At 70.7% G+C, this 25,115-nt stretch carries 11 protein-coding genes; 2 read left to right on the top strand and 9 right to left on the bottom strand.

From position 1 onward, the window contains the following. The 5 genes from ACOYJQ_RS17065 to alr all read right to left on the bottom strand — a co-directional run bounded on the left by ACOYJQ_RS17065 (position 1) and on the right by alr (position 19,157). On the bottom strand, positions 1-14,592 hold the full coding sequence (locus tag ACOYJQ_RS17065; protein WP_433460181.1) for an amino acid adenylation domain-containing protein: 14,592 nt from the start codon (positions 14,590-14,592) through the stop codon (positions 1-3). 333 nt (positions 14,593-14,925) lie between these two features. After that, on the bottom strand, positions 14,926-16,146 hold the full coding sequence (locus tag ACOYJQ_RS17060; RefSeq protein WP_433460179.1) for an MFS transporter: 1,221 nt from the start codon (positions 16,144-16,146) through the stop codon (positions 14,926-14,928). 1 nt (position 16,147) lies between these two features. Beyond that, positions 16,148-16,690, bottom strand: coding sequence for a Chromate resistance protein ChrB (locus ACOYJQ_RS17055; protein ID WP_433460177.1), 543 nt, complete (start codon positions 16,688-16,690; stop codon positions 16,148-16,150). A 62-nt stretch (positions 16,691-16,752) separates the two neighbouring features. Next, positions 16,753-18,012, bottom strand: a complete 1,260-nt coding sequence (locus ACOYJQ_RS17050) for a D-amino acid dehydrogenase (protein WP_433460176.1) — start codon at positions 18,010-18,012, stop codon at positions 16,753-16,755. Then, a complete protein-coding gene (gene alr / locus ACOYJQ_RS17045; RefSeq protein WP_433460175.1) occupies positions 18,009-19,157 on the bottom strand; it encodes an alanine racemase in 1,149 nt (382 codons plus the stop codon). The genes ACOYJQ_RS17050 and alr overlap by 4 nt, the downstream gene beginning before the upstream one ends. Positions 19,158-19,320: 163 nt before the next feature. Between alr and ACOYJQ_RS17040 the strand changes: the two genes are divergently transcribed. After that, positions 19,321-19,788, top strand: a complete 468-nt coding sequence (locus ACOYJQ_RS17040) for an Lrp/AsnC family transcriptional regulator (RefSeq protein ID WP_433460173.1) — start codon at positions 19,321-19,323, stop codon at positions 19,786-19,788. Between the two features lie 48 nt (positions 19,789-19,836). Here the strand turns inward: ACOYJQ_RS17040 and ACOYJQ_RS17035 are convergent, their stop codons facing one another. Continuing rightward, a complete protein-coding gene (locus ACOYJQ_RS17035) occupies positions 19,837-20,388 on the bottom strand; it encodes a cupin domain-containing protein (protein ID WP_433460172.1) in 552 nt (183 codons plus the stop codon). Between the two features lie 237 nt (positions 20,389-20,625). Here ACOYJQ_RS17035 and ACOYJQ_RS17030 point away from each other — a divergent pair, with 237 nt between their 5' ends. After that, a complete protein-coding gene (locus ACOYJQ_RS17030) occupies positions 20,626-21,966 on the top strand; it encodes an aspartate aminotransferase family protein (protein WP_433460170.1) in 1,341 nt (446 codons plus the stop codon). Between the two features lie 104 nt (positions 21,967-22,070). On the opposite strand, the gene ACOYJQ_RS17025 is transcribed toward ACOYJQ_RS17030, so the two are convergent. From ACOYJQ_RS17025 to ACOYJQ_RS17015, 3 genes are all read right to left on the bottom strand, one after another. Beyond that, positions 22,071-22,424, bottom strand: coding sequence for a cupin domain-containing protein (locus ACOYJQ_RS17025; protein ID WP_433460169.1), 354 nt, complete (start codon positions 22,422-22,424; stop codon positions 22,071-22,073). Positions 22,425-22,561: 137 nt separating this feature from the next. Further along, on the bottom strand, positions 22,562-23,638 hold the full coding sequence (locus tag ACOYJQ_RS17020; protein ID WP_433460168.1) for a tartrate dehydrogenase: 1,077 nt from the start codon (positions 23,636-23,638) through the stop codon (positions 22,562-22,564). 18 nt (positions 23,639-23,656) lie between these two features. Further along, positions 23,657-25,114: an NAD-dependent succinate-semialdehyde dehydrogenase gene (locus ACOYJQ_RS17015; RefSeq protein WP_433460167.1), complete on the bottom strand. Its 1,458-nt coding sequence runs from the start codon at positions 25,112-25,114 to the stop codon at positions 23,657-23,659. Between the last annotated feature and the right edge of the window lies 1 nt (position 25,115).

Genomic DNA, 25,115 nt, shown 5'->3' with positions numbered 1-25,115 from the left:
TCACCACCCGTCATCGGCAAAAGCCGCACCATGCGCCGCGTCATGCGCCAGCACATCCGCCGCTGGCGCATCCGGCGGCGGCACGGCCCGCTGCATGCGATCCCGCAGGCTGTCGACGCCGATGGAGGGATCGGCGGCGACCGCCCGCGCGAGGGCGACGAAATCCCCGGCGATGCGGCGGGCCGTGTCCGCATCGAAAAGATCCGCCGCGTATTCCAGCAGCAGTTCGAGCGCCGGCCGGTCCTCGAACATATAGTTGAGATCGTATTTGGCGCTGATGCTGGTATCGCGCAGCGGCGCGCCCCGGCTCCCGGCAAGGTCGAGGCGCACGGGCTCGTTGTTCTGGAGAATGATCAGCACGTCGAAAAGCGGATGGCGGCCGCGCTCCGGCGTGACGCCCAGCTCCCCGACCAGGAGGTCGAACGGACAGGCTTCATGGGCGAAGGCGTCGAGCACCAGGGTGCGCTCCGCCTTCAGGACATCGCCGAAGGCATCCTGCGGCCCGATGCGGCCGCGCAGCGCCAGCAGGTTGAGGTAGAAGCCGATCTGCCCCTCCAGCTCCAGCAGGTTGCGGCCGGCGACCGGCGTGCCGATGGTGATGTCGTCCTGCCCCGACAGGAGCGCGAGCTGCACCCGCACGAGCGCGGCGAGCACGCCGAACAGGCTCATGTCGTGGCGGCGCGCGAGGTCCCTCAGCGCCTGCGTCAGTTCCTCGTCGAGCACGGCATGCACGATGGCGCCGGCCCCGCCGGGCGTATGCGGACGCGGCCGGTCGGCCGGCAGTTCCAGCGCCGGCGCCTCGTCCTCGAAGCGGGCGAGCCAGTAGGAGCGGGCCGCCCGCAACCCTTCGCCCGCCGCCTCGCCGTGCTGCCACAAGGCATAGTCCCGGTACTGGACCGGCAGCGCCGGCAGCCCGGCCCGCGCCGCGATCTCCGCCGGCGTCGCCTGCGGCGCAGCCAGCGCCGCGCGGTAGAGCGCCTCCAGCTCGCGCAGCATGACCGTCACCGACCAGCCGTCGGAGACGATATGATGCAGGTTGATGATGATGGCGCAGCCGCCGTGCCCTTTGACGGGCAGCTCCGCCAGATGCACCCGCGCCAGCGGCCCGCGCGCGAGATCGAAGACATGGCGAAGCTCCGCCGCGAGCAGCCGCTCCACGGCCGCCATCCCGCCGCTTCCCGCGTCATGGCCGGCCTCGAACACCGCCATATGCCCGTCGATGCCGGCATCCACCACCTGCCGGGGCTCGCCGTGGCGCGAGACGAAGCGCGTGCGCAGGATCTCGTGGCGCACCGCCAGCGCCCGGAACGCCGCCGCCAGCCGCTCCCGGTCGACGGCCCCCTCCACGACGAAGGCGCCGGCCATGTTGTAGGCCACCCTATCGGGGTTCATGTTCTGCACCAGCCACAGCCGGCGCTGCGCGAAGGAGAGCGGATAGTCGGGCGCGGACGGCGCCGGGGCAATAGTGCCCGCCGCGCCGAGCCCGCGCCGCTCGATCAGCTCGACCAGCACGGCGAGCGTCTGCGCGCTGAAGAAATCGCGCAGGTCGAGACTGCCGCCGAGGCGCTGGCGGATGCGCACCACGACCTGATTGGCCTTGAGGCTATGGCCGCCGAGCGCGAAGAAATTGTCGTCGAGCCCCACCTGCGGCACGCCCAGCACCTCGCACCAGATGCGCGCCACCGCCTTTTGCAGTGGCGTTCGCGGCGCCCGGCCTTCCTCCGCGCCGCCCCCCGCGCCGATCGCCTCGCCGCCCTCCGCCGCGAGCCGCCGGCGGTCCGCCTTGCCGTTGGCCGTGAGCGGGATGCGCGCCACGCGCAGGAAGCGCGACGGAATCATGTAGTCGGGCAGCTTGTCCGCCAGATAGTGAAACAGCTCCTCGCGGCCGGGCGGCGCATCGGTGACGACACAGGCGCAGAGGCTCTCGCCCGCCGCGCCCTCGCCGCCCTCGCCGCCCTCGGCGAGAACGGCCGCATCGCGGATCGCGGGATGCGCGACCAGCCGGCGCTCGATCTCGCCAGGCTCGATGCGAAAGCCGCGTATCTTGACCTGATCGTCCATGCGGCCGAGATAGACCAGCTCGCCGTCAAGCCCGATCCGGCCGAGATCGCCGGAGCGGTAGACGCGCCCGCCGGGCAGGTCCGGGTGCGCGATGAAGCGCTCCGCCGTGAGTTCCGGCCGGTTCAGGTAGCGGCGGGCGACGCCGTGGCCCGCGACCACGATCTCGCCGGCCACGCCCCGCGGGCAGGGCGCGAGATCGGGGCCGACGAGCAACACGCCGCAGGACGGCAGCGGCCGGCCGATGACGCTGCGGCCCTCCGCGATCTCGGCGTCGCCGATCTCCCTGAACGTCACATGCACCGTCGTTTCGGTGATGCCGTACATGTTGACGAGGCGCGCGGCCGGGTGGAGCGCCCGCCACGGGGCAAGCCGGGCCGGCGCCAGCGCTTCCCCGCCGAAGACGATCTCGCGCAGCGCAAGATGCAGGCCGGGGCGCTGCCGGGCCGCCTCGATCAGCCCGTAAAAGGCGGTCGGCGTCTGGCTCAGCACCGTCACCCCCTCGCGGGCGACGAGTTCCAGAAAGGCGGCGGGCTCACGCGTCAGCGCCTGCGGCACGACGACGAGCCGGCCGCCGAAGAGCAGCGCGCCGTAGATCTCCCACGTCGAGAAGTCGAAACAGGCGGAGTGGAACAGGCTCCACACGTCATCCGGCCCGAAGGCGAACGGCCGCCCCTCGTGGAAGAAGAGCTGGATGACGTTGCGGTGCTCGATGACGCAGCCCTTGGGCATGCCGGTGGAACCGGACGTGTAGATGACGTAAGCGACGTTCTCGGGCGCAGCATTTTCGGGCGCGGCATTTTCGGGTGTCGCCGCGACGGGCAGGTCCTCCGCCAGATCATCGATCACCACCGTAGCAATGCCGAGGCGGTGCGCCGCCGCCGCGTTTTCAGCGTCGGTGACGATGAGCCGCATGCCCGAATCCGCCACCATGAAGCGGATGCGCTCGTCGGGATAGGCGGGATCGATCGGCACATAGCCCGCGCCCGCCTTGAGAATGCCGAGAATGCCAGCGGGAATGCGCCAGGTGCGCCCCACGAACAGCCCGACCAGCGCCTCCGGTCCCGCGCCGAGCGCGCGCAGGCGATGCGCCAGCCGGTTGGCGCGCGCGTCGAGCGCCGCATAGGTCAGTTCCCCGTCGGTGTCGGTGACGGCGATGCGCGCCCCGTGGCGCGCCGCCATCTCCTCGAAACGCGCCGTGAGCGTGAGGCCGCGCGGGTAATCGGCCACCTCGCCGGCTTCGGCCAGCAGCGCCGCGCGCTCTCCCGGCAGCATGATGTCGAGCGCAGACAGCGGCCGCTCCGGCTGCGCCAGCGCCGCCGCCAGCAGTTGCCCGTAGCGCGCGTGGACGGCCTGCGCGCTGGCGGCGTCGAAAAGGTCGCGGTTGTAGACGAGGCTCACCGCCAGCCCGTCGCCATCCGGCACCACGGACAGCACGAAATCGTACTTGCCCCAGCCGAGCCCGGTGTCGACCGCCGCCCACCCGGCCGGCAGGGCGGCGGTCGCATTCTCATGGTGGAACAGCACATCGAACAGCGCCGTGCGGCTCATGTCGTTGCGCGGCTTCACCGCCAGCACCAGCAGATCGAAGGGGATCGCGCCATGCGCCGCATCCGCCTGCCGCCGCGCCGCCGCGCGCCGCACCAGCGCGGCAAAGCCCTCGCCGGCCTCCACGTCGAGCCGCAAGGGCAGGAGATTGGCGAGCGGCCCGACCGTCCGCGCCGGTTGCGGCGGCTGCACGGTCTCGCCGATGACGACATCCCGCTGGCCGGAAAGACGATGCAGCAACGCCTGATAACCGGCGCGCAGCACATCCGCCCGGCTCACGCCGAGCGCCGCCGCCAGCGCGTCGATCCGCCCGCGCAGCGCCGCGTCGAGCCGCCCCGCGACGCGGCCCGCCGTGAAGGTGTGGATCGCGGGGCGGGGCCGGTCCGTCGGCAGCACGAGCGCGGAAACGCCCGCCAGCGCCTCGCGCCAATAGGCGGCATCCGCCTCATGGCCGGCCTCCACCGCCCGCTCCGGCAGCGCATGGGCCGCGCCGAAGGGGCGGATTTCCGGCAGGGCGGCGGCCGGGTCGGCATAAAGGCGGGCGAGTTCCTCCGCCAGCGTGCGCAGCGCCGCCCGGTCGCCCATGGCGTGATGAACCGTCAGGGCGAGCCAGCAGGCGCCGCTCCCCGCCTCGCGGCAGAGCGTCAGACGGGCGAGCGGCGGCGTATCGAGGTCGAAGGCCGCGCGGCTCGCCTCCTCGACTGCGGCAAGCCCCGCCCCCGCCGGCGCCGCAATCTCCGCAACCGGCAGCGCCGCAGCCGCCGCGACCTCGACGGCCGGACGGTCGCCCTGCGTGACGAGCGCCGCGCGCAGCGCCTCATGCCGCGCCGCAAGCGCCGCAGCGGCAGCCGCGAGCCGCGCGGCATCGACCGCGCCGTCGACGCGCACCACGAACGGCATGTTGTAATAGGTCGGCCCGGACGGATAGAGCACGCCGCGCTCGAAGTGATCCACGAACCACAGCCGCTCCTGATGGCGCGACGGCGCGTAGCCTTGCCGTTGGCCAGGCGCGGAACCATGCGCCGCCCTGCCCCCCTGCGCCCGCGCGGCGAGCGCGCGCGCCGGATCGGCGGCCGCCCCCGCCATCAGCCCCGCCAGCCGCGCCATCAGTCCCTCGATGCGGGCGCGGTCGAACAGGTCGGTATTGTAGGTCGCCTTGATGCGGATGCCGTCCGCGCCGTCGGTGACATAAAGCGTGAGGTCGAACTGCGCCGTCGCCGTGTCGATTTCCGCGAGCGCGAAGCCGGTGCCGGCGAGCAGCCGGTCGATCTCCTCGCGGTCGTCCATGACCACGACGACCTCGAACAGCGGATTGCGCGCCGGATCGCGCGGGCGGTTCAACGCCTCGACCACCCGGTCGAGCGGCGTATCGCCATGTTCGGCCGCCGCCAGCAGCGCATCGCGCACGCCCGCGAGCAGCGGCAGGAAGCCCGCCTCCGGCGCCACCCGCGCGCGCAGCGCCAGCGTGTTGACGAAGAAACCGATCTGGTCCGCGAGCGCCGGATGGTCGCGCCCCGCCGTCACCGTGCCGATGACGATGTCGCGCGCCTCCGTCTCTTCCCACAGCAGGTTGCAGAGCGCCGCGACCACCGCCGTGAACGCGCTCGCGCCGTTGACGGCGGCAAGCGCCTTGAGGGCCGCCGCGACCGGCCCCGGCACATCGAGAACGACATGATCGCCGTTGAAGGTCTTGAGCGGCGGGCGCGGCCGGTCGGGCCGCAGCTCCAGCCGGGGCGCATCCGCCAGCGCCGCGACCCACCAGTCAAGATGCGGCTCCGGCCGCCCCACCTGCCAGACCGCATAATCCCGGTATTGCAGCGCCAGCGCCGGCAGCCGTGCGCCGCCGGCCTCTGCGTACAACGCCAGAAAATCCCGCACGAAAACGCCGACCGACCACACATCGGCAATGGCATGATGCAGCACGAACACCAGACGGTCGCCCGCCGGCTCGATATCCCCTTGCCCCCCGCGCAGCAGCACCGCCCGCCAGAGCGGCGCGCGCTCCAGCGCGAAGGGCTCGGCGGCGATGGCCCGCTCCCGCGCGACGAGCGCCGCCGCGTCCGCGCCCACCGCATCCTCGATGCGCAGCTCGGGCTGCAACGCGGGCAGGATCGTCTGGCGCGGCAGGCCGTCATGGTCGATGAGCGCCGTGCGCAGGCTCTCGTGCCGCCCGGCGAGGCCCGCCAGCGCGATCCGCAGCGCGGTTTCGTCGAGAGGCGCGGCGCTGCGCAGCGAAAAGCCGATGTTGTAGGCGGCAAGGCCGGGATCGATCCGGTCGAGCATCCACAGCCGCGCCTGCGCGTTCGACGCCGGATAATGCGCCGCCGGTGCCGCGGTCGGAATGACGGCATGCGCCTCGCCCGCGCCCAGACGTGACGCGAGCCCCGCCACGGTCGGCTCCTCGAAGAAGGCGCGCAGCCGCACGGTGCGCCCGAGCCGCGCCTCGACGCGCGCGAGGATGGCGAGCGCCTTGAGGCTGTGACCGCCGAGGTCGAAGAAGCTGTCGAGGACGCCGACTTCCTCCAGCCCGAGAACCTCGGCCCAGATCGCCGCGACCGCCTTCTCCGCATCGGTGCGGGCGGGCGTGAGGGCGCGCGTGGCGAGACGCTCGCCGTGATCGGCGCGCAGGAGGGCGCGCCCCCCGGCATCGCGCGCGATATCCGTCACGACGAAGGCGGCCGGCCGCGCCTCGGGCGGCAGCCGCAGCGCCGCATAGGCGGCGAGCGCCTGCCCGTCGACCTGCCCGCCCGCGCGCGGCGTCACGAAGGCGGTCAGCCCGCCGGATTCCGCGATCACGGCGGCATCGGCCAGCGCCGGGTGTTCCCGCAGCACCCGCGCCGGAAGGTCGAGATCGAGCCAGCCGCCGCGCGTGCGCAGGAAACGCCGCGCCTCGCCCAGCACCTCGACGCCGCCATCCGCCCGCAGCCGGCCGAGCCGCCCCGTGTCGGCCCAAAGCCCCGCATCGTCGCGCGCCTCCACCGGCGCGACCGTGCCGATGGCGGCCGGCGCGCCGAAGCCGTCGCGCGTGCGCACATCATCCGCCTGTGCCGCCCGGTCAGCGGCGGAGAGCGGCAGGCGCGCGATCGGCGTCGCGGGCGCGCGCAGCCCCTCGGCGAGCAGCGACAGGAAGGAATCGAGCCAGCGCTCCGCCGTGGCGGAATCGCCCAGCGCACCGTCATGATCGAGATCGAGCAGCGCTTCGCCGTTCAGCTCCAGCACGTTGAGGAACAGGTCCTTTTTCGGCCGGCTGACCGGAGGCGATATCCACGTCAGCCCCAATCCCTCGAAATCGAGCCGGAAACCGCGGTCGAGGTTGAACAGCACGTTGACATCGGTGCCCCGCCCGCCCTGCGCGGTGAAGAGCCCGCCGACGCCGTGCCGGGCATCGGCCAGCGCCGCCTTCACATGGGCAACGAGGGCTGCGAAATCCGCTTGCGGATCGAGTTCCAGCGTCAGCGGCAGCACCGCCGACGCCTGCCCCACCATCACCGGCAAGCCGGCCTCCGTATGGCCGGCGACGGGAATGCCGATGGTCAGCCGGCGCTGGTCCGACAGGCGGCCGAGCAGCAGCGCATAGGCCGCGAGCAGCACCGTGAACGGGCTTGTGTCATGCGCGCGCGCGAAACGCCTCGCGGCATCGAACACGCCTTCGCCTTCCCGCCCGCCCGCCGACAGGCGGCGGTGGACGCGCCCGCCGCGGAAGGACGCGCGATGCGGGAAATCGGCGGCCGGCAGGACGACGGGCGCGCTGTCTTCCGCCATCGGAGACGCGCCGCCGTCCAAGCCCTGCGTCCAGGCGACGAAGGCGCGGAACGATTCGGCCGGCGGCAGCGCCGCCGCCACGCCGGCCCGTTCGGCGGCGTAAAGCGCCGCGAGTTCGCCCGCCATCAGGCCGAGCGACCAGCCGTCGGCGACGATGTGATGCACGGTGAAAGCCACCACATGCCGCTGCGGCGCAAGGCGCAGCAGCAGCGCGCGCATGAGCGGCCCGCGTTGCAGATCGAACGGCGTTTCGAGTTCGCGCGCCAGGCGCGCCATCACCGCTCCTTCTTCGGCCGGCTCTTCCGCCGGCAGGTCGGCGGGCGGAAGAGCCGCCGCGCGCCAGCCGGTCTCGTCGATGCCCGCGCAACGCAGCGCCTCGTGGCGCCGCACGAGCCCGGCGAAGGCGCGGCGCAGCGCCTCCCGGTCGAGCGGGCCGTCGAGCGCGAAGGCCACCATCTCGTTATAGGCGAGCGTCGCCTCCGGCCGCGCTTCGAGCAGCGCCAGCATCTCGCCCTGCCCCCGGCCGAGCGGCGCCGGTCCTGCCTCCTCGCGCGCACCATGCTCTTGGCGCGCCTCGGGCGCGGCGCGGCCCGGCGACGGCGGCAGCCATCCGCCGGCCCGCATCTCCGCGATGCCCTTGCGCACCGCCTCGACGATGAAGCGGATGTCGTCGTCGCTGTGGGCGGTGGAGAGGAAGCAGTTGCGCCCCTCCCAGACGAAAACGCCGTTGTTGAGCAGGTGATAGTTGAGGATCTCGGTGTCGCCGGCGAACTCGAAACGGAACAGCGAGCTGAAATGCGCCATGCGGACGGGCACGTCCTCGGCCGCGAACAGGGCGTCTAGCTCGGCGCACATCGCGGCGGTGCGGGCGTTCAGCCGCTCCTGCAACTGCGGCCCCTCGGCGGCGAGGTGCTTCAGCACCGCCTCCGCCGCCGCCGCCGTCAGGGGATGGTTGTTGAAGGTGCCGGCCACGAAGGCGGTGCGGGCGGAAGGAACGGAATCGTCGCCATACTGCCAGTCGCCGCCGTCGACGCCGTCGAGATAATGCCGCCTTCCCGAGACGACGCCGATCGGCATGCCGCCGCCGACGACCTTGCCGTAGGTGACGATATCGGCCTCGATGCCGAAATGGCGTTGCGCCCCGCCGGGATGCACGCGAAAGCCGGTGATCGTCTCGTCGAAAACGAGCGCGACGCCCGCCTGCGCCGTCAGCGCCCGCAACTCGTGCAGGAAGGCGCGCGGCTGCACCGCCGGGTCGCGGCTCTGCACCGGCTCCACCACCACGGCCGCCAGTTCGGCGAGGTGCTGGCGGATGACGTCGAGCGCGGCCGGATCGCCGTAGCGCAGCACGATCACGTCATCGACCATGCCTTGCGGCGTACCTTCGCTCACGGGCATGGTCGTCACGCGCGCGCCCTCGGTCCAGCCCACCGCCAGCACGCCGTCGAACGTGCCGTGATAGGAATTGACGAAGGTCACGATCTTGCGCCGGCCGGTTTTCGCGCGCGCCAGCCGCAGCGCGACCATGACGGCCTCGCTGCCGGTGGTGAACAGCGCCACCCGCTCCACGCCGGTCATGGCGCTGATCATGGCGGCGACCCGCCCGGCCCGCGCGCTCTGCGGGCCGACGGGAAAGCCGGCGGCAAGCTCCGCCGCCAGCGCCTCGCGCACGAAGGGCGGGTTGTGGCCAAACAGCGTCACGCCGAAACCCATGGTGATGTCGACATAACGATGGCCGTCGATATCCCACACATACGGCCCTTCCGCCCGCTCCACATGCAGGGGGTAGTTCAGCTCCTTCCACTCGGGGCGGAAGCCGATCACGGCGCGCGGGTTGGCGTAGACGCCACGATAGGCAGCCGTATGCTCCTTCGAGGAGCGCGTGCGGGCGTTGAAGGCGGCGGCAAGGCGGCGCACATGCGCCTCCTGCGCCGGATTCGCCTGCTCCCTGCGCGCCGGCAGCGCCTTGAACAGGCCCTTGATCTCGCGTTTCGGCGCGGCCGGGGCCGGCCCGGCGACTGCGACGTCCGGGATAGCGGCGGGCGTCGAAACCGCCGGCCGGACTCCGCCCTGAAGCAACGCGAGTTGCTGGCTGAACAGCGCGCTCATGGCGTCGATCTGCCGGGCGAGAAGCCCCTCGACGCCTTCGCCGCCAGCCGCCGCCGCAGCGGGCGTCTCCATAACGGGCGCTTCCACCGGCGCTTGCGCCACGCGGGGCAGGCGCTCCACCACGAGGGTCACGAGCCGGTCGAGCGTATCGCCGTTCTCCATGACGGCGGCGAGCGGCAGGTCGATGGCGTATTCGCGCGCCAGCGCCTGCTGGAGCTGGACGATCAGCAGCGAATCGAGGCCGAGGCTGAACCATGTCGCATCGCCCGCCACCTCCTCCGGCTGGAGCCCGGCGACGCCGCGCAGGACGCTGCGGATGACGTGCGCAACCGCCTCGCGCCCCGCCACCGGGGCTGTCGCCGCGGGCACGGGCAGCGCTTCCGCCCGGCCGGCCGCCTGCGCTTCGCCGGCGCGGGAATCCGCACCGGCCGTCGGCAGCACGCGCGTCTTGCCGATGAAGGGATAGGTCGGCGCTTCCGCGAGCCGGCCGGGACGCTCCGCGAAGACGGCGGGCCATGCCACGGGCCGGCCGGCTTCGAACAGTTCGCCCAGCGTCTCGATGAGCCGCTCGTCGGGCCGGCGCGCGTCGCAGACGGCGAGGCAGCGCGCCTGCGGCAGCACCTCCGCCGCGAGCGGCGCCAGCACCGGCCGCGCGCCAAGATCGATCAGAACCGGATCGACGCGGTCGGGCGCATCGCCCCCCACCGCCGACACGGCGGCGGCAAAGGCCACCGGCTCGCGCGCCTGCCGCGCCCAATAGGCGGGATCGCGCAGCGCCCCGGCATCGACCGGCCCGCCCGTCAGCGTGGAAATCATGCGCCCCGTCGCCGCGCTCACCGTGAGGCCGGCGGCAAGTTCGCGGATGGGGGCGAGCGCGCCGTCCATCATCGGCGAGTGGAAGGCGTGCGACACGTCCAGCTCCGCCACGCGCAGCTCTGCCACGCGCGCGCCTGCCTCGCGCAGGACGGCGGCCGCCCGCGCCACCGCCTCGCGCGGCCCCGACAGCGTGACGCGCGCCGGCGCGTTCCAGGCGGCGACGCCCACGCCCTCGACCCGCGCCAGGGTCTGCGCAATCACGTCGTTGATCGTCTGCGCCGGCGCGCGCACCGCGATCATCGCGCCGCCGTCGAGCGCCTGCATGGCCGCGCCGCGCGCCGCCGCGAACCGCACCGCCGTGGGCAGATCCAGCATGCCCGCGAGCGCCGCCGCCGCGATCTCGCCGGCCGAATGCCCGATGACCGCATCGGGCCGCACGCCGAACGCCCGCAGCATCGCCGCCACCGCCAGCGACACCGCCACCGTCGCCGGCTGGTTGTAGGCCGTGCGCCCCAGAAGCGGCGCGCCCTCCGGCGACAGCAGGAGATCGGTCAGGCGCCGGTCCAGAAAGCCCTCAAGCGCCGCATCGGCCGCATCCAGCGTCTCACGGAACACGCGCTCGCGCGCATGGAGCGCGCGCACCGCCTCCGGCGCATGCGCCCCCTGCCCCGGCAGCAGGAAGACGACGGGCGCGCCGGCATCGGGCCTGCCAGCCCCGGCGGCGGCCTTCGCCCGCAACTTCGCGGCGAGTTCCGCCGGATCGCGTCCCGTCACCGCCAGCCGATGCGCCATCGCCGCCCGGCCGCACGCTGCCGTGCGGGCCAGATCGTGCATGCGGCCGCTGTCGGCGCGCTCCAGCGCGGCCGCGTAACGCTCCGCCAGCGCGGCGCATTCCTCCGGCGTGCGCGCGGAAACCGGCAGCACCGTCGCCCGCGCGTCGTCATGCGCGGGCACGGGCGCCGGCGGTGCTTCCTCGATGATGACATGCGCGTTGGTGCCGCTCATGCCGAAGGCGCTGACGCCGGCCCGGCGCACCCGCCCGGCCACGGCCGGCCACGGCTCGGCGCGGTCGACGACGCGCAGGGGCAGTTGCGGCCACGGAATCAGCGGATTGGGCGTCTCGAAATGCAGCGAGGCCGGCAGGCTGCCATGCCGGAGCGCGAGCACCGCCTTGGCGAGGCCGGCAAGACCGGCGGCGGCCTCCAGATGGCCGATGTTGGTCTTGACGGAGCCGACGCGCAGCTCGCCGTCGCGCCCCGCGCCGTAGGCTTCCGCCAGCGCCATCGCCTCGATCGGGTCGCCGAGCGGCGTGCCGGTGCCGTGCGCCTCCACATAGTCGACATCGGCCGGCGCAAGGCCCGCATCCGCGAGCGCGGCGGCGATCACCGCCCGCTGGGCCGCGCCGTTGGGCGCGGTGAGCCCGTTCGACGCGCCGTCGTGGTTGAGGCCCGTGCCGCGCACAAGGGCGAGCGGACGTGGCGCATCTCCGGCATCGAGACGCTCCAGCACGAGCGTGACGCAGCCCTCGCCGCGCGCGTAGCCGTCCGCCGCCGCGTCGAAAGCCCGGCAGCGCCCCGCGGGCGACAGCGCGTTCATGCGGCTGAGGCCCACATGCATCTCGGGGCCGAGGATGAGATTGACGCCCGCCACCAGCGCGCGGTCGCACTCGCCGGCCCGCAGCGCCCGCACCGCGAGATGGAGCGCCGCGAGCGCCGACGAACAGGCCGTGTCGACGGCCAGCGCCGGCCCCTCCAGCCCCAGCACATAGGCGATGCGCCCGGCCGCGACGCTCGTTGCGCTGCCGAGAAACGCATGCGGGCCGATGGCGTCGAGCCGGCCGGCGCGCGCCTGCGCCTGCACGTAATCGCCGGGGCTGATGCCCACGAACACGCCGGTGCGCGATCCCTTCAGCGACAGCGGATCGATCCCCGCGTGCTCCAGCGCCTCCCAGGCCGTCATGAGCAGCAGCCGTTGCTGCGGGTCGACGGCATCGGCCTCCACCTGCGTCAGATTGAAGAACCGGGCCGGAAAGGTTTCGATATCCGCCAGATAGCCGCCGCGATCGGTCACGGTCAGGCTGGCGTCGTAAGCCGGCCAGCGGCCGGGCGCGACCGGCGCCGTCGCATCGACGCCGCCTTCAAGCAGCCGCCAGAAGCCGGCCGGGCTTTCAACGCCGCCGGGCAGGCGGCAGGCCAGCCCGGTGATGCCGATCCGCGCCCGCTCCGCCGCCGGCGCGGCGCGCGGCGCTTCCGCAGGCGCGGCATCGGCGCTGCGCAGGCGCACGAGCGCGCCGGCGAGCGCCGCCAGCGTCGGCTGTTCGAAGGCGAGCGTGACCGGCAGGTCCAGCGAGAGCGCGCGGCCGATGCGCCGCATCAGTTCGACGAGACGCAGCGACGTGAAGCCGCTTTCCATGAGCGGCCGGCCCGGATCGAGCGCGCCGCCCGGCACGATGCGCGCGCCCCACGCCGCCAGTTCCGCCACCAGCGCGGCCTCGTCGCCCCGCTCCCACGCCCGGCGCAGCGCGGCGCCCTCGGCCGCATCCGCCGCATCGAGCGCGCGCAACGCTTCATCGAACGCACCGGCGACGAACTGCCCCACCATCTGAAAGCGCTGCACCTTGCCGCTCGTCGTCTTGGCGATGCGGGCCACCGGAATGACGCGATCGACGGGAATGCCGATCTCGCGCAGCACGCGGTCGCGCACCTCGCGGGCGAGCGGGAGGAACCGCTCCACCTCGCGCCGGAACAGCACGAACAGCACGACGCCTTCCCGATCCTCGCCGAGAACCCCGCGCGGGATCGCGCCGGCGACCACCATGTTGAGGTCGAGCCCTTCCGCCTCGCCGGCCACGCGCTCGATGTCCTGCGGATAGTAGTTCACCCCGTTGACGATGATCACGTCCTTGCGGCGGCCCGTGACGACGAGACGCCCGGCGCGCATGAAGCCCAGATCGCCCGTATCCAGCCAGCCGTCCGCCGTGAAGGCGGCGCGCGTCGCCTCGTCGTCGTTGTAGTAACCGGCGGTCACGCTCGCGCCGGTTATCTGCAAGCGGCCGACCACATCGTCGGCGCAGGGCAGCCCCGCCTCGTCGACAACGCGCAGCGACACGCAATCCAGCGGCGTCCCGACATCCGCGAAACTCACCGCGGCGTCATCGCCTTCATCCAGCGGCGCGACGCGCTCGCCGGGATTGACGCGGTTGCGGTCGACGGAAATCCGGCCGAGCCCCGCGCCGGGCTGCGCCATGCTCACCACCAGCGTGCCTTCCGCCAGCCCGTAGGCGGCGGTCATCGCCCCGCGATCGAGTCCGCAAGGCGCGAGCGCCGCGGTGAACTCCTCCGCCAGTTCGCAGGAGATGGGCTCCGCGCCGTTGGCGATGACGCGGACCGGCGACAGATCCCAGTCGCGCGGCTTGCCGGCATCGAAATGCTTGAGGAAATGCCGGTAAGAGAAATTCGGCCCGCCGAGCACGCTCGCCTTCATGTCGGAGGCCGCCTGCATCCACACCAGCGGGTTGCGCACGAAGAGCTTCGTCGGGACGAGGCCGTGATCCAGCCCGAAGACGGTCGGCAGGATGTGGAACCAGATGAGGCCGAAGTCATGCGTCAGCGGCATCCAGCTCAACAGGCGCGCGGCTTCTCCGTTTTCACCGGGCGCGTTCGCAAGGATGCCCTTGAGAATGGCCGTGCAATTGGCGATCAGGTTGGCGTGGGTGACGATCACGCCCTTCGGCGCGCCCGTCGAGCCGGAGGAAAACTGGATGAAGGCCACATCCGACGCCGCCACGGATGCCACCGGCGCCGCCGGACAATCGAGCACGACGCCGGGAACCGCGATCGAGCGCTCGCCGGCGCACGCCGTGCGTTCCGGCGCGATCCCGTCCGCGACGGCGGCGAGGCGAGCATGCACCCGCGCGTCCGAGACGATCCACGGACGCCGCAGAACGCCCCGGATACGCGCGATCTTGAGCGCCCCCTCGTCGTTCGTGGGTGTCGAGACCGGCACGGCGACGATGCCGCCGAGCACGCAGGCCCAGAAAACCGTCGTGAACAGCGGCAGGTCGTCGGTGACGATCAGCACCTCGTCGCCGGGGCGGACGCCGCCCTGCGTCAGATGCCACAGCCAGCGGCGGGAGCGGTCGAGCAACTGCGCGTAGGAAACATGCGTGAGCTGGCGGTCGGCCCCGAAAAAGGTCACGCCGCGCGGCGGATCGCCAATGCCCGCAACTCCGATCTCCGACACGCCCGCATTTGAGACAAGGGCGTCATTGAGCGTCGACGGCGCTTTGAACGAGCACATGAACGGCTGATCCGATCGGGAGGGGAAAGTCTGCCTGATTGTCGCCGACATGTAACGATATGGGAGATGACGACGCAAGCGCCCGCCTCTCCCCGCGACGCAATTTTTGTCGTTATCATGCAATTTTTGCCGATGTGACTACCCATTAGGCAGTCTCTGCCCATTGATGAGGCACCTCTTGAATATCCGTGAAAATGCGTGAAATTTCAGGAGCGTTAACGCGCTCCGTGCCGGCGCTGAACGGCATGGCCGTGTCGATTCCATCCGATATCCGCACGGTCGGCGGCGGCGGCCGCCGCCAGAATGCGACATTTCTTGCGCCCCGGCACGGCTTCAGCGAGAGCCTCGCCGATGCCGCAATGTCGCCAGCCCCGCCACCGTCAGCGTGGCGAAAGCCGCGCCGGTGAGGAACGTGCCGCGCGGCCCGGCGAGATCCCACAGACCGCCCGCAATGACGCTCGCGGCCAGCAGCGCGAACCCGGTCACGAGATTGAACATGCCGAACGCCGTCCCGCGCAGTTCCGCCGGCGCCGTATCCGCGACGAGCGTGGCCAGGATGCCCTGCGACAGCCCCATGTGCAGGCCCCACAGCACGACGCCGATCCCCAGGCCGACAAGCCCGCCGGCGAAGGCAAGCACCAGATCGGCCAGGATGAGCAGGCCGAGGCCGCAGATCAGGATCGCCGTCCGGTCCATCCTGTCCGACAGCACGCCCGCCGGATAGGCGGACAACGAATAGGCCAGGCTCATGAGGACGAGAACGACCGGCACGAGAGCCAGCGGCAGCCCGATGGACTGCGCCTTCAGGATCAGGAAAGCCTCGCTGAAGCGGGCGAGCGTGAAGACGGCGGCGACGGCGACCACCCGCCAGTAGCCCGCGCCAAGGCGGCGCAGTTCCTCGCGCCGCAGCGGCATGCGGACGCGGCGCAGCTCCTGCGGCCGCTCCGGCTCCTTCACCGCGAAGAGGATGACGGCAAGCGACAGGAAAGCCGGAATCACCGCGATCCAGAACACCGTCCGGAAATGATCCGCCGTCAGCCACATCAGGCCGATGGCGAGCAGCGGGCCGATGAACGCGCCGACCGTGTCGAGCGACTGGCGCAGGCCGAAGCTCGCGCCGCGCAGTTCGGGCGGCGCGATGTCCGCGACCAGCGCATCGCGCGGCGCCCCGCGAATGCCCTTGCCGACGCGGTCGATGAAACGGGCGGCGACGAGCCAGCCGATCGACGGCGCCAGCGGAAAGATCGGCTTGGTGAAGGCCGCGAGGCCGTAGCCCAGCGCGGCGAGGAACTTGCGCCGGCCGAGCCGGTCGCTGAGCGCGCCGGAGAAGATCCTGGTGATCGCGGCCGTCGCCTCCGCGATGCCTTCGATGATGCCGACGGTCAGCATGGAGGTGCCGAGCACCGCCACCATGTAGACCGGCAGCAACGCATGGATCATCTCGGAGGAGATATCCATCAGCATGGAGACAAAGCCGAGCGCCCAGACGCCCGCGGGAATGCCGCGCCGGCCGGCCGATGCCTTCATCTCGTCGTCGCGCCTGAAAATGCCCATACTACCGGTTCTCGTCATGGGCGTCGAAGACGCGCTGCGCATAGCTTTCGAGCACCGCCTCGCAGGCTCGCAGGCGAGAGGCGGCTTCCTCCGCCAGCAGCGCGCCGTAGAAGTCGAGCTTCCTGATCTTCTCCAGCCACCCCTGAAGCTTCTTCAGGTCGGTGTCCTCTTCCTCCAGCTCGGCGTAGGTGAATTTCCCGATGGCGATTTCCTTGGCGATTTCCGCCTCGAAATCGGCGCAGCGCCCGAGGAACTCCCGGTATTGCTCGTCGCGGTCGGCCCTGAATCGCGCGACGACCTTTTCCTCCTGCCCGCGATCCAGCGCCACGGTTTCGAGAATGACCGCCTCGCCGCCCATTTCGGCGACGTCGTTCCCGATCATCTTCAGGCGGCGGGCGTGATCGTCGGTCTTCGGCAGCAGGCAGACGCCGTTTTGCAGATAGACCGCGCCCATGCCCTTCAGCTTGCGCCAGAGCGCGACCCGCCGCGCGGCGGGATCGGGGGGGACCTTGTAGGTCAGGAGGAGCCATGCCAAGGAAACCATGGCACCCCTATAATGCAACGGCCGTTACATTTCAATCGTAACGAAGGGACATTCCGGCTGCGTCAGCGCGATTCGTAGCGGCCGGGCGCGAGGTCCGCCGTTTCGATATCGGGCTTCGTTCCCCCGACGAGATCGGCCAACACGCGGCCCGAACCGCAGGACATGGTCCAGCCGAGCGTGCCGTGGCCGGCGTTGAGGAAGAGATTCGCGTAGCGCGTCGGGCCGATGGCCGGCGTGCCGTCCGGCGTCATCGGCCGCAGGCCGCTCCAGAAGGTCGCCCGCTGCCGGTCTCCCGCGCCGCCGAAAAGGTCTTCGGCCGAATGTTCGAGGGTGGCGCGCCGCGCCGGCGGCAGATCGAGGTTGAAGCCGGCGATCTCCGCCATGCCGCCCACGCGGATGCGGTCGCCGAGCCGCGTGATCGCCACCTTGTAGGTCTCGTCCATCACCGTGGAAACCGGCGCGCGGGCCTCGTCGACAACGGGCAGCGTGATCGAGTAGCCCTTCACCGGATAGACCGGCAGGCGCAGGCCGAGCGGCGCGAGCAGCGCCGGCGCGTAGCTGCCGAGCGCGGCGACGAAAACATCGGCGGTGACGTCGCCGGCCGCCGTTTCGACGGCGGCGATGCGCCCGCCCGCCACCCGCAGGCGGCGGATGTCGACGCCGAAGCGGAACGTGACGCCGAGCCCCTCGCAGATCCGGTGCAGTTCGTTGGTGAACTTGAAGCAATCGCCGGTTTCGTCGTGGGGCAGGCGCAGGCCGCCGACGATCTTCTCCCGCGCCCCCGCGAGGCCGGGTTCCGCCGCGACGCAGCCCGCCGCATCCAGCACCTCGAACGGCACGCCGTCCGCCTTCAGCACCGCGATGTCCTTGGCGATGCCGTCGAACTGCTTTTGCGTGCGGAAGACCTGCAAGGTGCCCTGCGTGCGGTGATCATAGGCGATGCCGGTTTCCTCACGCAGCACGATGAGGCAATCGCGGCTGTATTCCGCCAGGCGCACCATCCGCCCCTTGTTGATCTTGTAGCGCTCATCGGAGCACTCGCGCAGCATGGCGAACATCCAGCGCCACGCGGCAAGGGCCGGCAGCGGGCGGATCACCAGCGGCGCATGCGTCATGAACAGCCACTTGAGCGCCTTGAGCGGAATGCCCGGCGCGGCCCATGGCGCGGCGTAGCCGGGCGATATCTCGCCGGCGTTGGCGAAGCTCGTTTCGAGCGCCGGGCCGGGCTGGCGGTCGAGCACCGTCACCTTGTGGCCCGCCCTGGCGAGATAATAGGCGGAGGTGACGCCGATCACGCCCGCGCCGAGAATGACGATGTTCATGCGGTTCCCCTGTTTTTTTCCGCTGTCCGAACGTAGTCGCGATGGTAGCGCCACCCGAGGGCGGTCAGAATTTCGTAGGCGATGGTTCCGGCCGCTTCCGCGACGTCTTCCAGCGTCTGATGCGGGCCGATCACTTCCACGAGGCTGCCGGTCGTCAACGTTCCCGGCGGCAGCGCCGATATGTCGACGGTGATGCTGTCCATCGACACGCGCCCGGCGATCGGCAGGCGCACGCCGTCGACGTAAACCGCGCCGCGACCGCCGAGGTGGCGGGAGAGGCCGTCCGCATAACCCGCCGCGATCGTGGCGAGGCGCGTTTCGCCCGCCGTGACGTGGGCGCCGCCGTAGCCGACGCGGGCGCCGGCGGGCACCGTGCGGGTCTGGATCACGCGCACGTCGAGCCGCACGACCGGTTCCATCGGGTTGACGTCGCCCGCCGCCGGCGCGCCGCCGTAGAGCGCGATGCCGGGGCGCGCCAGCGCGCCGTGATAATCCGCGCCGAGAAAGATGCCGCCGGAATTGGCGAAGCACGGCGGCACCCCCGGAAAGAGGGCGGCGAAACGGCGCATCGCCGCGAGTTGATCGGCGTTCTGCGGGTTGTCGGGCTCGTCGGCGCAGGCGAGATGGCTCATCAGATAAGCGACGCGCACGCCGGCGAGCCGCGCGGGATCGGCCGCGAGCGCCTGCGCCTCGCCGCCGGAGAGCCCGAGCCGCGACATGCCGGTATCGAACTGGAGCACCGCCGGCAGTTCCCGGCCGCGCGCCCGCGCCGTCGCCGCCCAGTTCGCCACCTGCTCGGGCGTGTTGAGAACGGGCACGATACCGGCGTCGGCGCACAGGTTCTCCGCTCCCGGCAGCAGGCCGTTCAATACGTAGAGCCGCGCGTCATCATCCAGTGCCGGCCGCAGCGCGAGCGCCTCGCCGAGATGGGCGACGAAGAAGTCGCGGCAGCCGGTATCATAGAGCACGGGCGCGACCTGTTCCGCGCCGAGACCATAGGCATCCGCCTTGACGACGGCCCCGGCGGCGACGCCCGCGAGCCGCTCGCGCAGCGCGCGATAATTGCGCGCCAGCGCGTCGAGATCGACCGTCAGGATGCCGCAGGATATCTGCCGCGCAACGGCAGGAGAAACGTCTTCGACCATAAAAACACCCCCGGCGCAGGGCCGCGCCCACCCCGAAGGGCAGCCCCGCGAAACGGCATTGAGCCTACCGCAACGATCGCGCAATGGATGCGCAAACTGCACACGATCGTTTCAACAATGGAAATTCCATGCAATAATAAACGATGAATTGGAAGGTTATTGCATGACTGGCCTGGACACCGTCGACCGCAACATCATTCGCCTGCTGCGTCTCGACGCGCGCATGAGCAACGCGAGACTCGCCGGGGAAGTCGGCCTGTCGCCTTCCGCCTGCCTGCGGCGGATCAGGCAGCTCGAACACAGCGGCGTGATTCGCGGCTACACGGCCATCATCGACCACGCGCTGCCGGACGCCACCATGGCCGTCATCGTCAACATCACGCTGGAGCGGCAGACGGAAGATTATCTCGCCCGTTTCGAGACGGCGGTGCGCAAGCATCCCGAGATTCGCGAGTGCTATCTGATGACGGGTTCGGCCGACTACCTGCTGCGCTTGGAGGTGGAGAACGCCGCCGCGTTCGAGCGCGTTCACACCGAAATCCTGTCGACGCTGCCCGGCGTGTCGCGCATCCATTCGAGCTTCGCGATCCGCAACGCGCTCGCCGCCCGCGCCCGCGGACGCGGAACATGAGCCGGCTGCCTCGCCGGAAACTCCTTCTCCGTTTGAACGGAGCGCGCTCTAGAATGTAGGCGGCGTGCAGGCGCTCACGACCTCGCACGGCACGGGACCGAGACAGCGGAAGCGGTGCGGGCGGCGACTTTCGAAGTAATAGGCGTCGCCGGGGCCGAGAATGCGCCGCTCGCCGTCCACCGTCACCTCCAGCCGCCCGCTGAGAACGACGCCGCCTTCCTCGCCGTCGTGAACCAGCGGAATCACCCCTGTATCCGCGCCGGGCTGGTAACGCTCCCTGAGAATCTGCATGGCGCGGCCCACGAGGTTCTCGCCGATCTGCCGGTAGGATATCGGCCCCTTGCCGATCTCGACCATCTCGTCCTCGCGGTAGAACGCCTTCTTCGGCGCGGCCGGCTCAAGGCCGAAAAAGTCCGCGAGGCTGATCGGGATGCCGTCCAGAATGCGCTTCAGCGCGCCCACCGAGGGGTTGCTGGTGTTGGATTCGATCAGCGAGATGGTGGAATTGGTGACGCCGACCCGCTTGGCGAGTTCCCGCTGCGACAGATTGTGAAGCGTGCGGACGTAGCGCAGCCGGCCGCCGAGATCGTCGATCAACATTCCCTCCCCGCGATAAAGCGTTTCCAAGCGAAGCGGATGCCGCTCCGCGCGAGAAAAACGCGTCAGACCGAAAAGCCTCCGGCGTTGCAGCCGTTTCGAAAACCGAAACACGGCCACGCGCACCACCATATATTTCAACGTGTTATCAGTCATCAGAAAAGGACTTGTTGGCAAATCATAACCGTGATTACGCTGCCTGCACCCGCCACGGGAAAAACCGCCAGAGGAGCTTTCATCATGACGACCGCCGCCGACAGGCCGAACACGCCGTCCCTCGACAACTACTGGATGCCCTTCACCGCCAATCGGCAATTCAAGAAGGCGCCGCGCCTGCTGGCCGCGGCGGAGGGCATGCACTACACCACGGTCGACGGCCGCCGCGTGCTGGACGGCACGGCCGGCCTGTGGTGCGTCAACGCCGGTCACGGGCGGCGGCAGATCACGGCGGCGGTGGAGCGCCAGCTCGCCACGCTCGATTACGCCCCCTCGTTCCAGATGGGCCATCCGATCGCCTTCGAGTTCGCCGAGCGCCTCGCCGCCGTCGCGCCGGGCGGCGCGGACGCGCAGCTCGACCGCATCTTCTTCACCAATTCGGGCTCGGAATCGGTCGACACGGCGCTGAAGATCGCCATCGCCTACCAGCGCGCCATCGGGCAGGGCACGCGCACGCGCGTCATCGGCCGCGAGCGCGGGTATCACGGCGTCGGCTTCGGCGGCCTTTCGGTCGGCGGGCTGGTCAACAACCGGCGCGTGTTTCCGCTGCTGCCGGGCGCCGACCATCTGCGCCACACCCATGACCCCGCCCGCAACGCCTTCACGAAGGGCCTGCCCGAGCACGGCGCGGAACTGGCCGACGATCTCGAGCGGCTGGTGGCGCTGCACGGCGCGGAAACCATCGCCGCCGTCATCGTGGAGCCGCTCGCGGGGTCGGCGGGCGTGCTGCCGCCGCCGAAGGGGTATCTGGAGCGCCTGCGCGAAATCGCGACGCGCCACGGCATCCTGCTCATCTTCGACGAGGTGATCACCGGCTTCGGGCGTCTCGGCACGCCCTTCGCCACGGACTACTTCGGCGTCACGCCGGATATCGTGACGACCGCCAAGGGCCTGACCAACGGCACCATTCCGATGGGCGCCGTGTTCGTGCAGCGGAAGGTGCACGACGCGCTGATGACCGGCCCCGAGGCGGCCATCGAGCTTTTCCACGGCTACACCTATTCGGGCCACCCCGCCGCCTGCGCCGCCGGCATCGCGACGCTCGACATCTACGCCGACGAGGGCCTGCTGACGCGCGGCGCGAGCCTCGCGGAAGAATGGCAGGAGGCGATCTTCAGCCTGAAGAGCGCCGCGAACGTCATCGACATCCGCGTCCTCGGCCTCGTCGCGGGCATCGAGCTTTCCTCCCGCCCCGGCGCCGCCGGCGCGCGCGCGTATGACGTGTTCATCGACTGCCTCAACCGGGGCGTGCTGATCCGCGTCACCGGCGACATCATCGCGCTGTCGCCGCCGCTGATCGTGGAGCGCGAGCAGATCGGCGAGATCGTGTCCGTCCTCGGCGATGCGCTCAACCGCGCACAGTAATCGACGCGGCGAAGAAAAAGGGCCGGATCGACGCGATCCGGCCCGATGACCTGCGCGCGGGCTTGAGCAGGGCCGGCGCGGTCGCAAACCCGGCCGTGCGGGTATCAGGAAACGATCACCCACAGCTTGCGCACCGTCTCGATGGTGCGCCACACGCCGACGAAACCCGGCCGCATGATGAACGTGTCGCCCGCCGCAAGGCGGCGGGTCTCGCCGCCCTCTTCCGCCAGTTCGACGACGCCGGAGAGGATCGTGCAGAACTCCCACGTCTCGCCCTTCACGGAGCGGGTGGCGCCGGGCGTCGCTTCCCACACGCCGGAACGGATGCGCCCGTCGTCGACGACATCCTTCTCCCACGTCTTGTAGGTCGGCCGGCCTTCGACAAGGCGCTCCGGCGCGGCCTCGCTCTCCTCGGGCGCGCCGAGGTTCTCAAGGTCGAACACGATCAGGTTGCTCATCCAGCTTCTCCCGTTCAGGGGACTTCCGCGTTTTCCCGAAACGCGGAAGTCCCGCATCCTGCTGATTTGAAATATATTTTACCGACACCGGAGCAATTTGCGTTCAAGCCGATCGATCGGCTTGAACGCACGATGCTCTATCCGCCGATGGCGTCGGCGATCGCCTTGCCGCATGTGACGGTATCGGCGCGGCCGCCGAGATCGCGGGTGCGCAAGGCGGGCTCCTTCAGCACCGCCTCGATGGCCTGCACGATGGCCGCAGCGGCTTCCGCCTCGCCGAGATGGTCGAGCATCATCGCCGCCGACCATATCTGTCCGATCGGGTTGGCGACGTTCCGGCCGGCGATGTCCGGCGCCGAGCCGTGCACGGGCTCGAACAGCGACGGATGATCGCCCTCGGGATTGATGTTGCCGGACGGCGCGATGCCGATGGTGCCGGCGCACGCCGGGCCGAGATCGGACAGGATGTCGCCGAACAGGTTGGAGCCGACGACGACATCGAAGATCTGCGGCTTGAGAACGAAGTTGGCGGTGAGGATATCGATGTGGAACTTGTTGTGCGCCACTTCGGGATATTCCGCGCCGATGGCCTCCACCCGCTCGTCCCAATAGGGCATGGTGATGGCGATGCCGTTCGATTTGGTGGCCGACGTCAGTTGCCGGCGCGGGCGCTTCCGGGCCAGCTCGAAGGCGAAGCGCAGGATGCGGTCGACGCCGTGGCGCGTCATCACCGTTTCCTGCAACACGATCTCGCGCTCCGTGCCGGCGAACATGCGCCCGCCGACGGACGAATACTCGCCTTCCGTGTTCTCGCGCACCACCCAGAAATCGATGTCGCCCGGCTTGCGACCGGCGAGCGGGCAAGGCACGCCCTCCATCAGGCGTACCGGCCGCAGGTTGACGTATTGATCGTATTCGCGGCGGAATTGCAGCAGCGATCCCCACAGCGATACATGATCGGGCACCGTATCCGGCCAGCCCACCGCGCCGAAGAACAACGCGGACGGGCGGCCCAGGCGCTCCTTCCAGTCCTCCGGCATCATGCTTCCGTGCTTCGCGTAGTAATCGCAACTGGCGAAATCGTGCCACGTCTGCCTGATGCCGAAGCCGAAGCGGCGCGCGGCGGCTTCCAGCGCGCGCACGCCCTCCGGCATCACCTCCTTGCCGATGCCGTCGCCGGGAATCACCGCGATGTCATAAGTTCTGTCGCTCATCTCAACTCCGTGGAGGCTTCAGCCGTTCAGGCCGCCGATGTGGAACGCCTTCGTCTCAAGATATTCCTCGATGCCCTCGCGCCCGCCTTCCCGGCCGAGCCCCGATTGCTTCACGCCGCCGAACGGCGCGACCGCCATGGAAATGCTGCCCGTGTTGAGCCCCACCATGCCGAATTCCAGCGCCTCGCCCACCGTGAAGGCGCGCTTGAGGTTCTGCGTGAAGAAGTAGGCGGCAAGGCCGAAGGGCGTGCCGTTGGCGAAGGCGATCGCCTCGTCGTCGGTGCGGAACCTGAACAGCGGCGCCACGGGGCCGAAGGTTTCCTCATCCGCGAGGCGCATGCCGGCGGCCGCATCGGCGAGCACCACGGGCGCGACGTAGCGGCGCCCCTGCGGCAGATCGGTCCGCGGCGTCAGGTTGCGGGCGCCCCGCGCCAGCGCGTCCGCCACGTGGTCGTTGATCTTCTCCACGGCGGCGTCGTTGATCATGGGGCCGATCTGCGTGCCCTCGGCGAAGCCCGGCCCCACCTTCAGCGCGTTCACCCGCTGCGCCAGCCTGTCGGCGAAAGCGTCGTAGATGCGCTCGTGCACCAGCAGGCGGTTGGCGCAGACGCAGGTCTGCCCGCCGTTGCGGAACTTCGACGCCAGCGCGCCCTCGACGGCGGCATCGAGATCGGCGTCGTCGAAGACGATGAAGGGCGCGTTGCCGCCCAGTTCCAGCGACAGCCGCTTGACCGTCGGCGCGCTGCCGGCCATCAGCAGCGAGCCCACGCGCGTGGAGCCGGTGAACGACACCTTGCGCACGATGTCGCTGTCCAGCAGGGTCTTGCCGATGGCCTGCGGCAGCCCGGTGAGAATGTTGATCACGCCGCCGGGAATGCCCGCGCGCTCCGCCAGCACGCCGAGCGCCAGCGCCGAATAGGGCGTGAACTCGGACGGCTTGACGATCACCGTGCAGCCCGCCGCCAGCGCCGGCGCCACCTTGCGGGTGATCATGGCGTTGGGAAAATTCCACGGCGTGATGATGGCGCAGACGCCGACCGGCTCCTTCAGCGTCAGGATGCGCCGGTCGCTCGCGGGCGCGGGCACCGTGCCGCCGTGGATGCGGCGCGCCTCCTCGGCGAACCACTTGATGAAGGACGCGCCATAGCGGATCTCGTCCCGCGCTTCCGGCAACGGCTTGCCCTGCTCCGCCGTCATGATGCGCGCGAGATCCTCGACATTGGCGAGGACGAGTTCGTGCCAGCGTTCCAGCAGCGCCGCCCGCTCGGCGGCGGGGCGCTTGCGCCATTCCTTCAGCGCCGTGGCGGCGGCGGCTATCGCCTGCGCGGTTTCCGCTTCCCCGGCGGCCGGCACATGGCCGACGATCCCGCCCGTCGCCGGATCGTCGACCGCGACCGTCTCGCCGCCCCCCGCGATCCATTCGCCGCCGATCAGGCAGCGGGACACGAGAAGCGAAGCATCCTGAAGCTCAAGCATC

The sequence above is a fragment of the Pseudochelatococcus sp. genome (genome assembly GCF_050946405.1).
Taxonomy (GTDB): Bacteria; Pseudomonadota; Alphaproteobacteria; order Rhizobiales; family Beijerinckiaceae; genus Pseudochelatococcus.
This window is presented reverse-complemented; position numbering and strand designations above follow the sequence as displayed.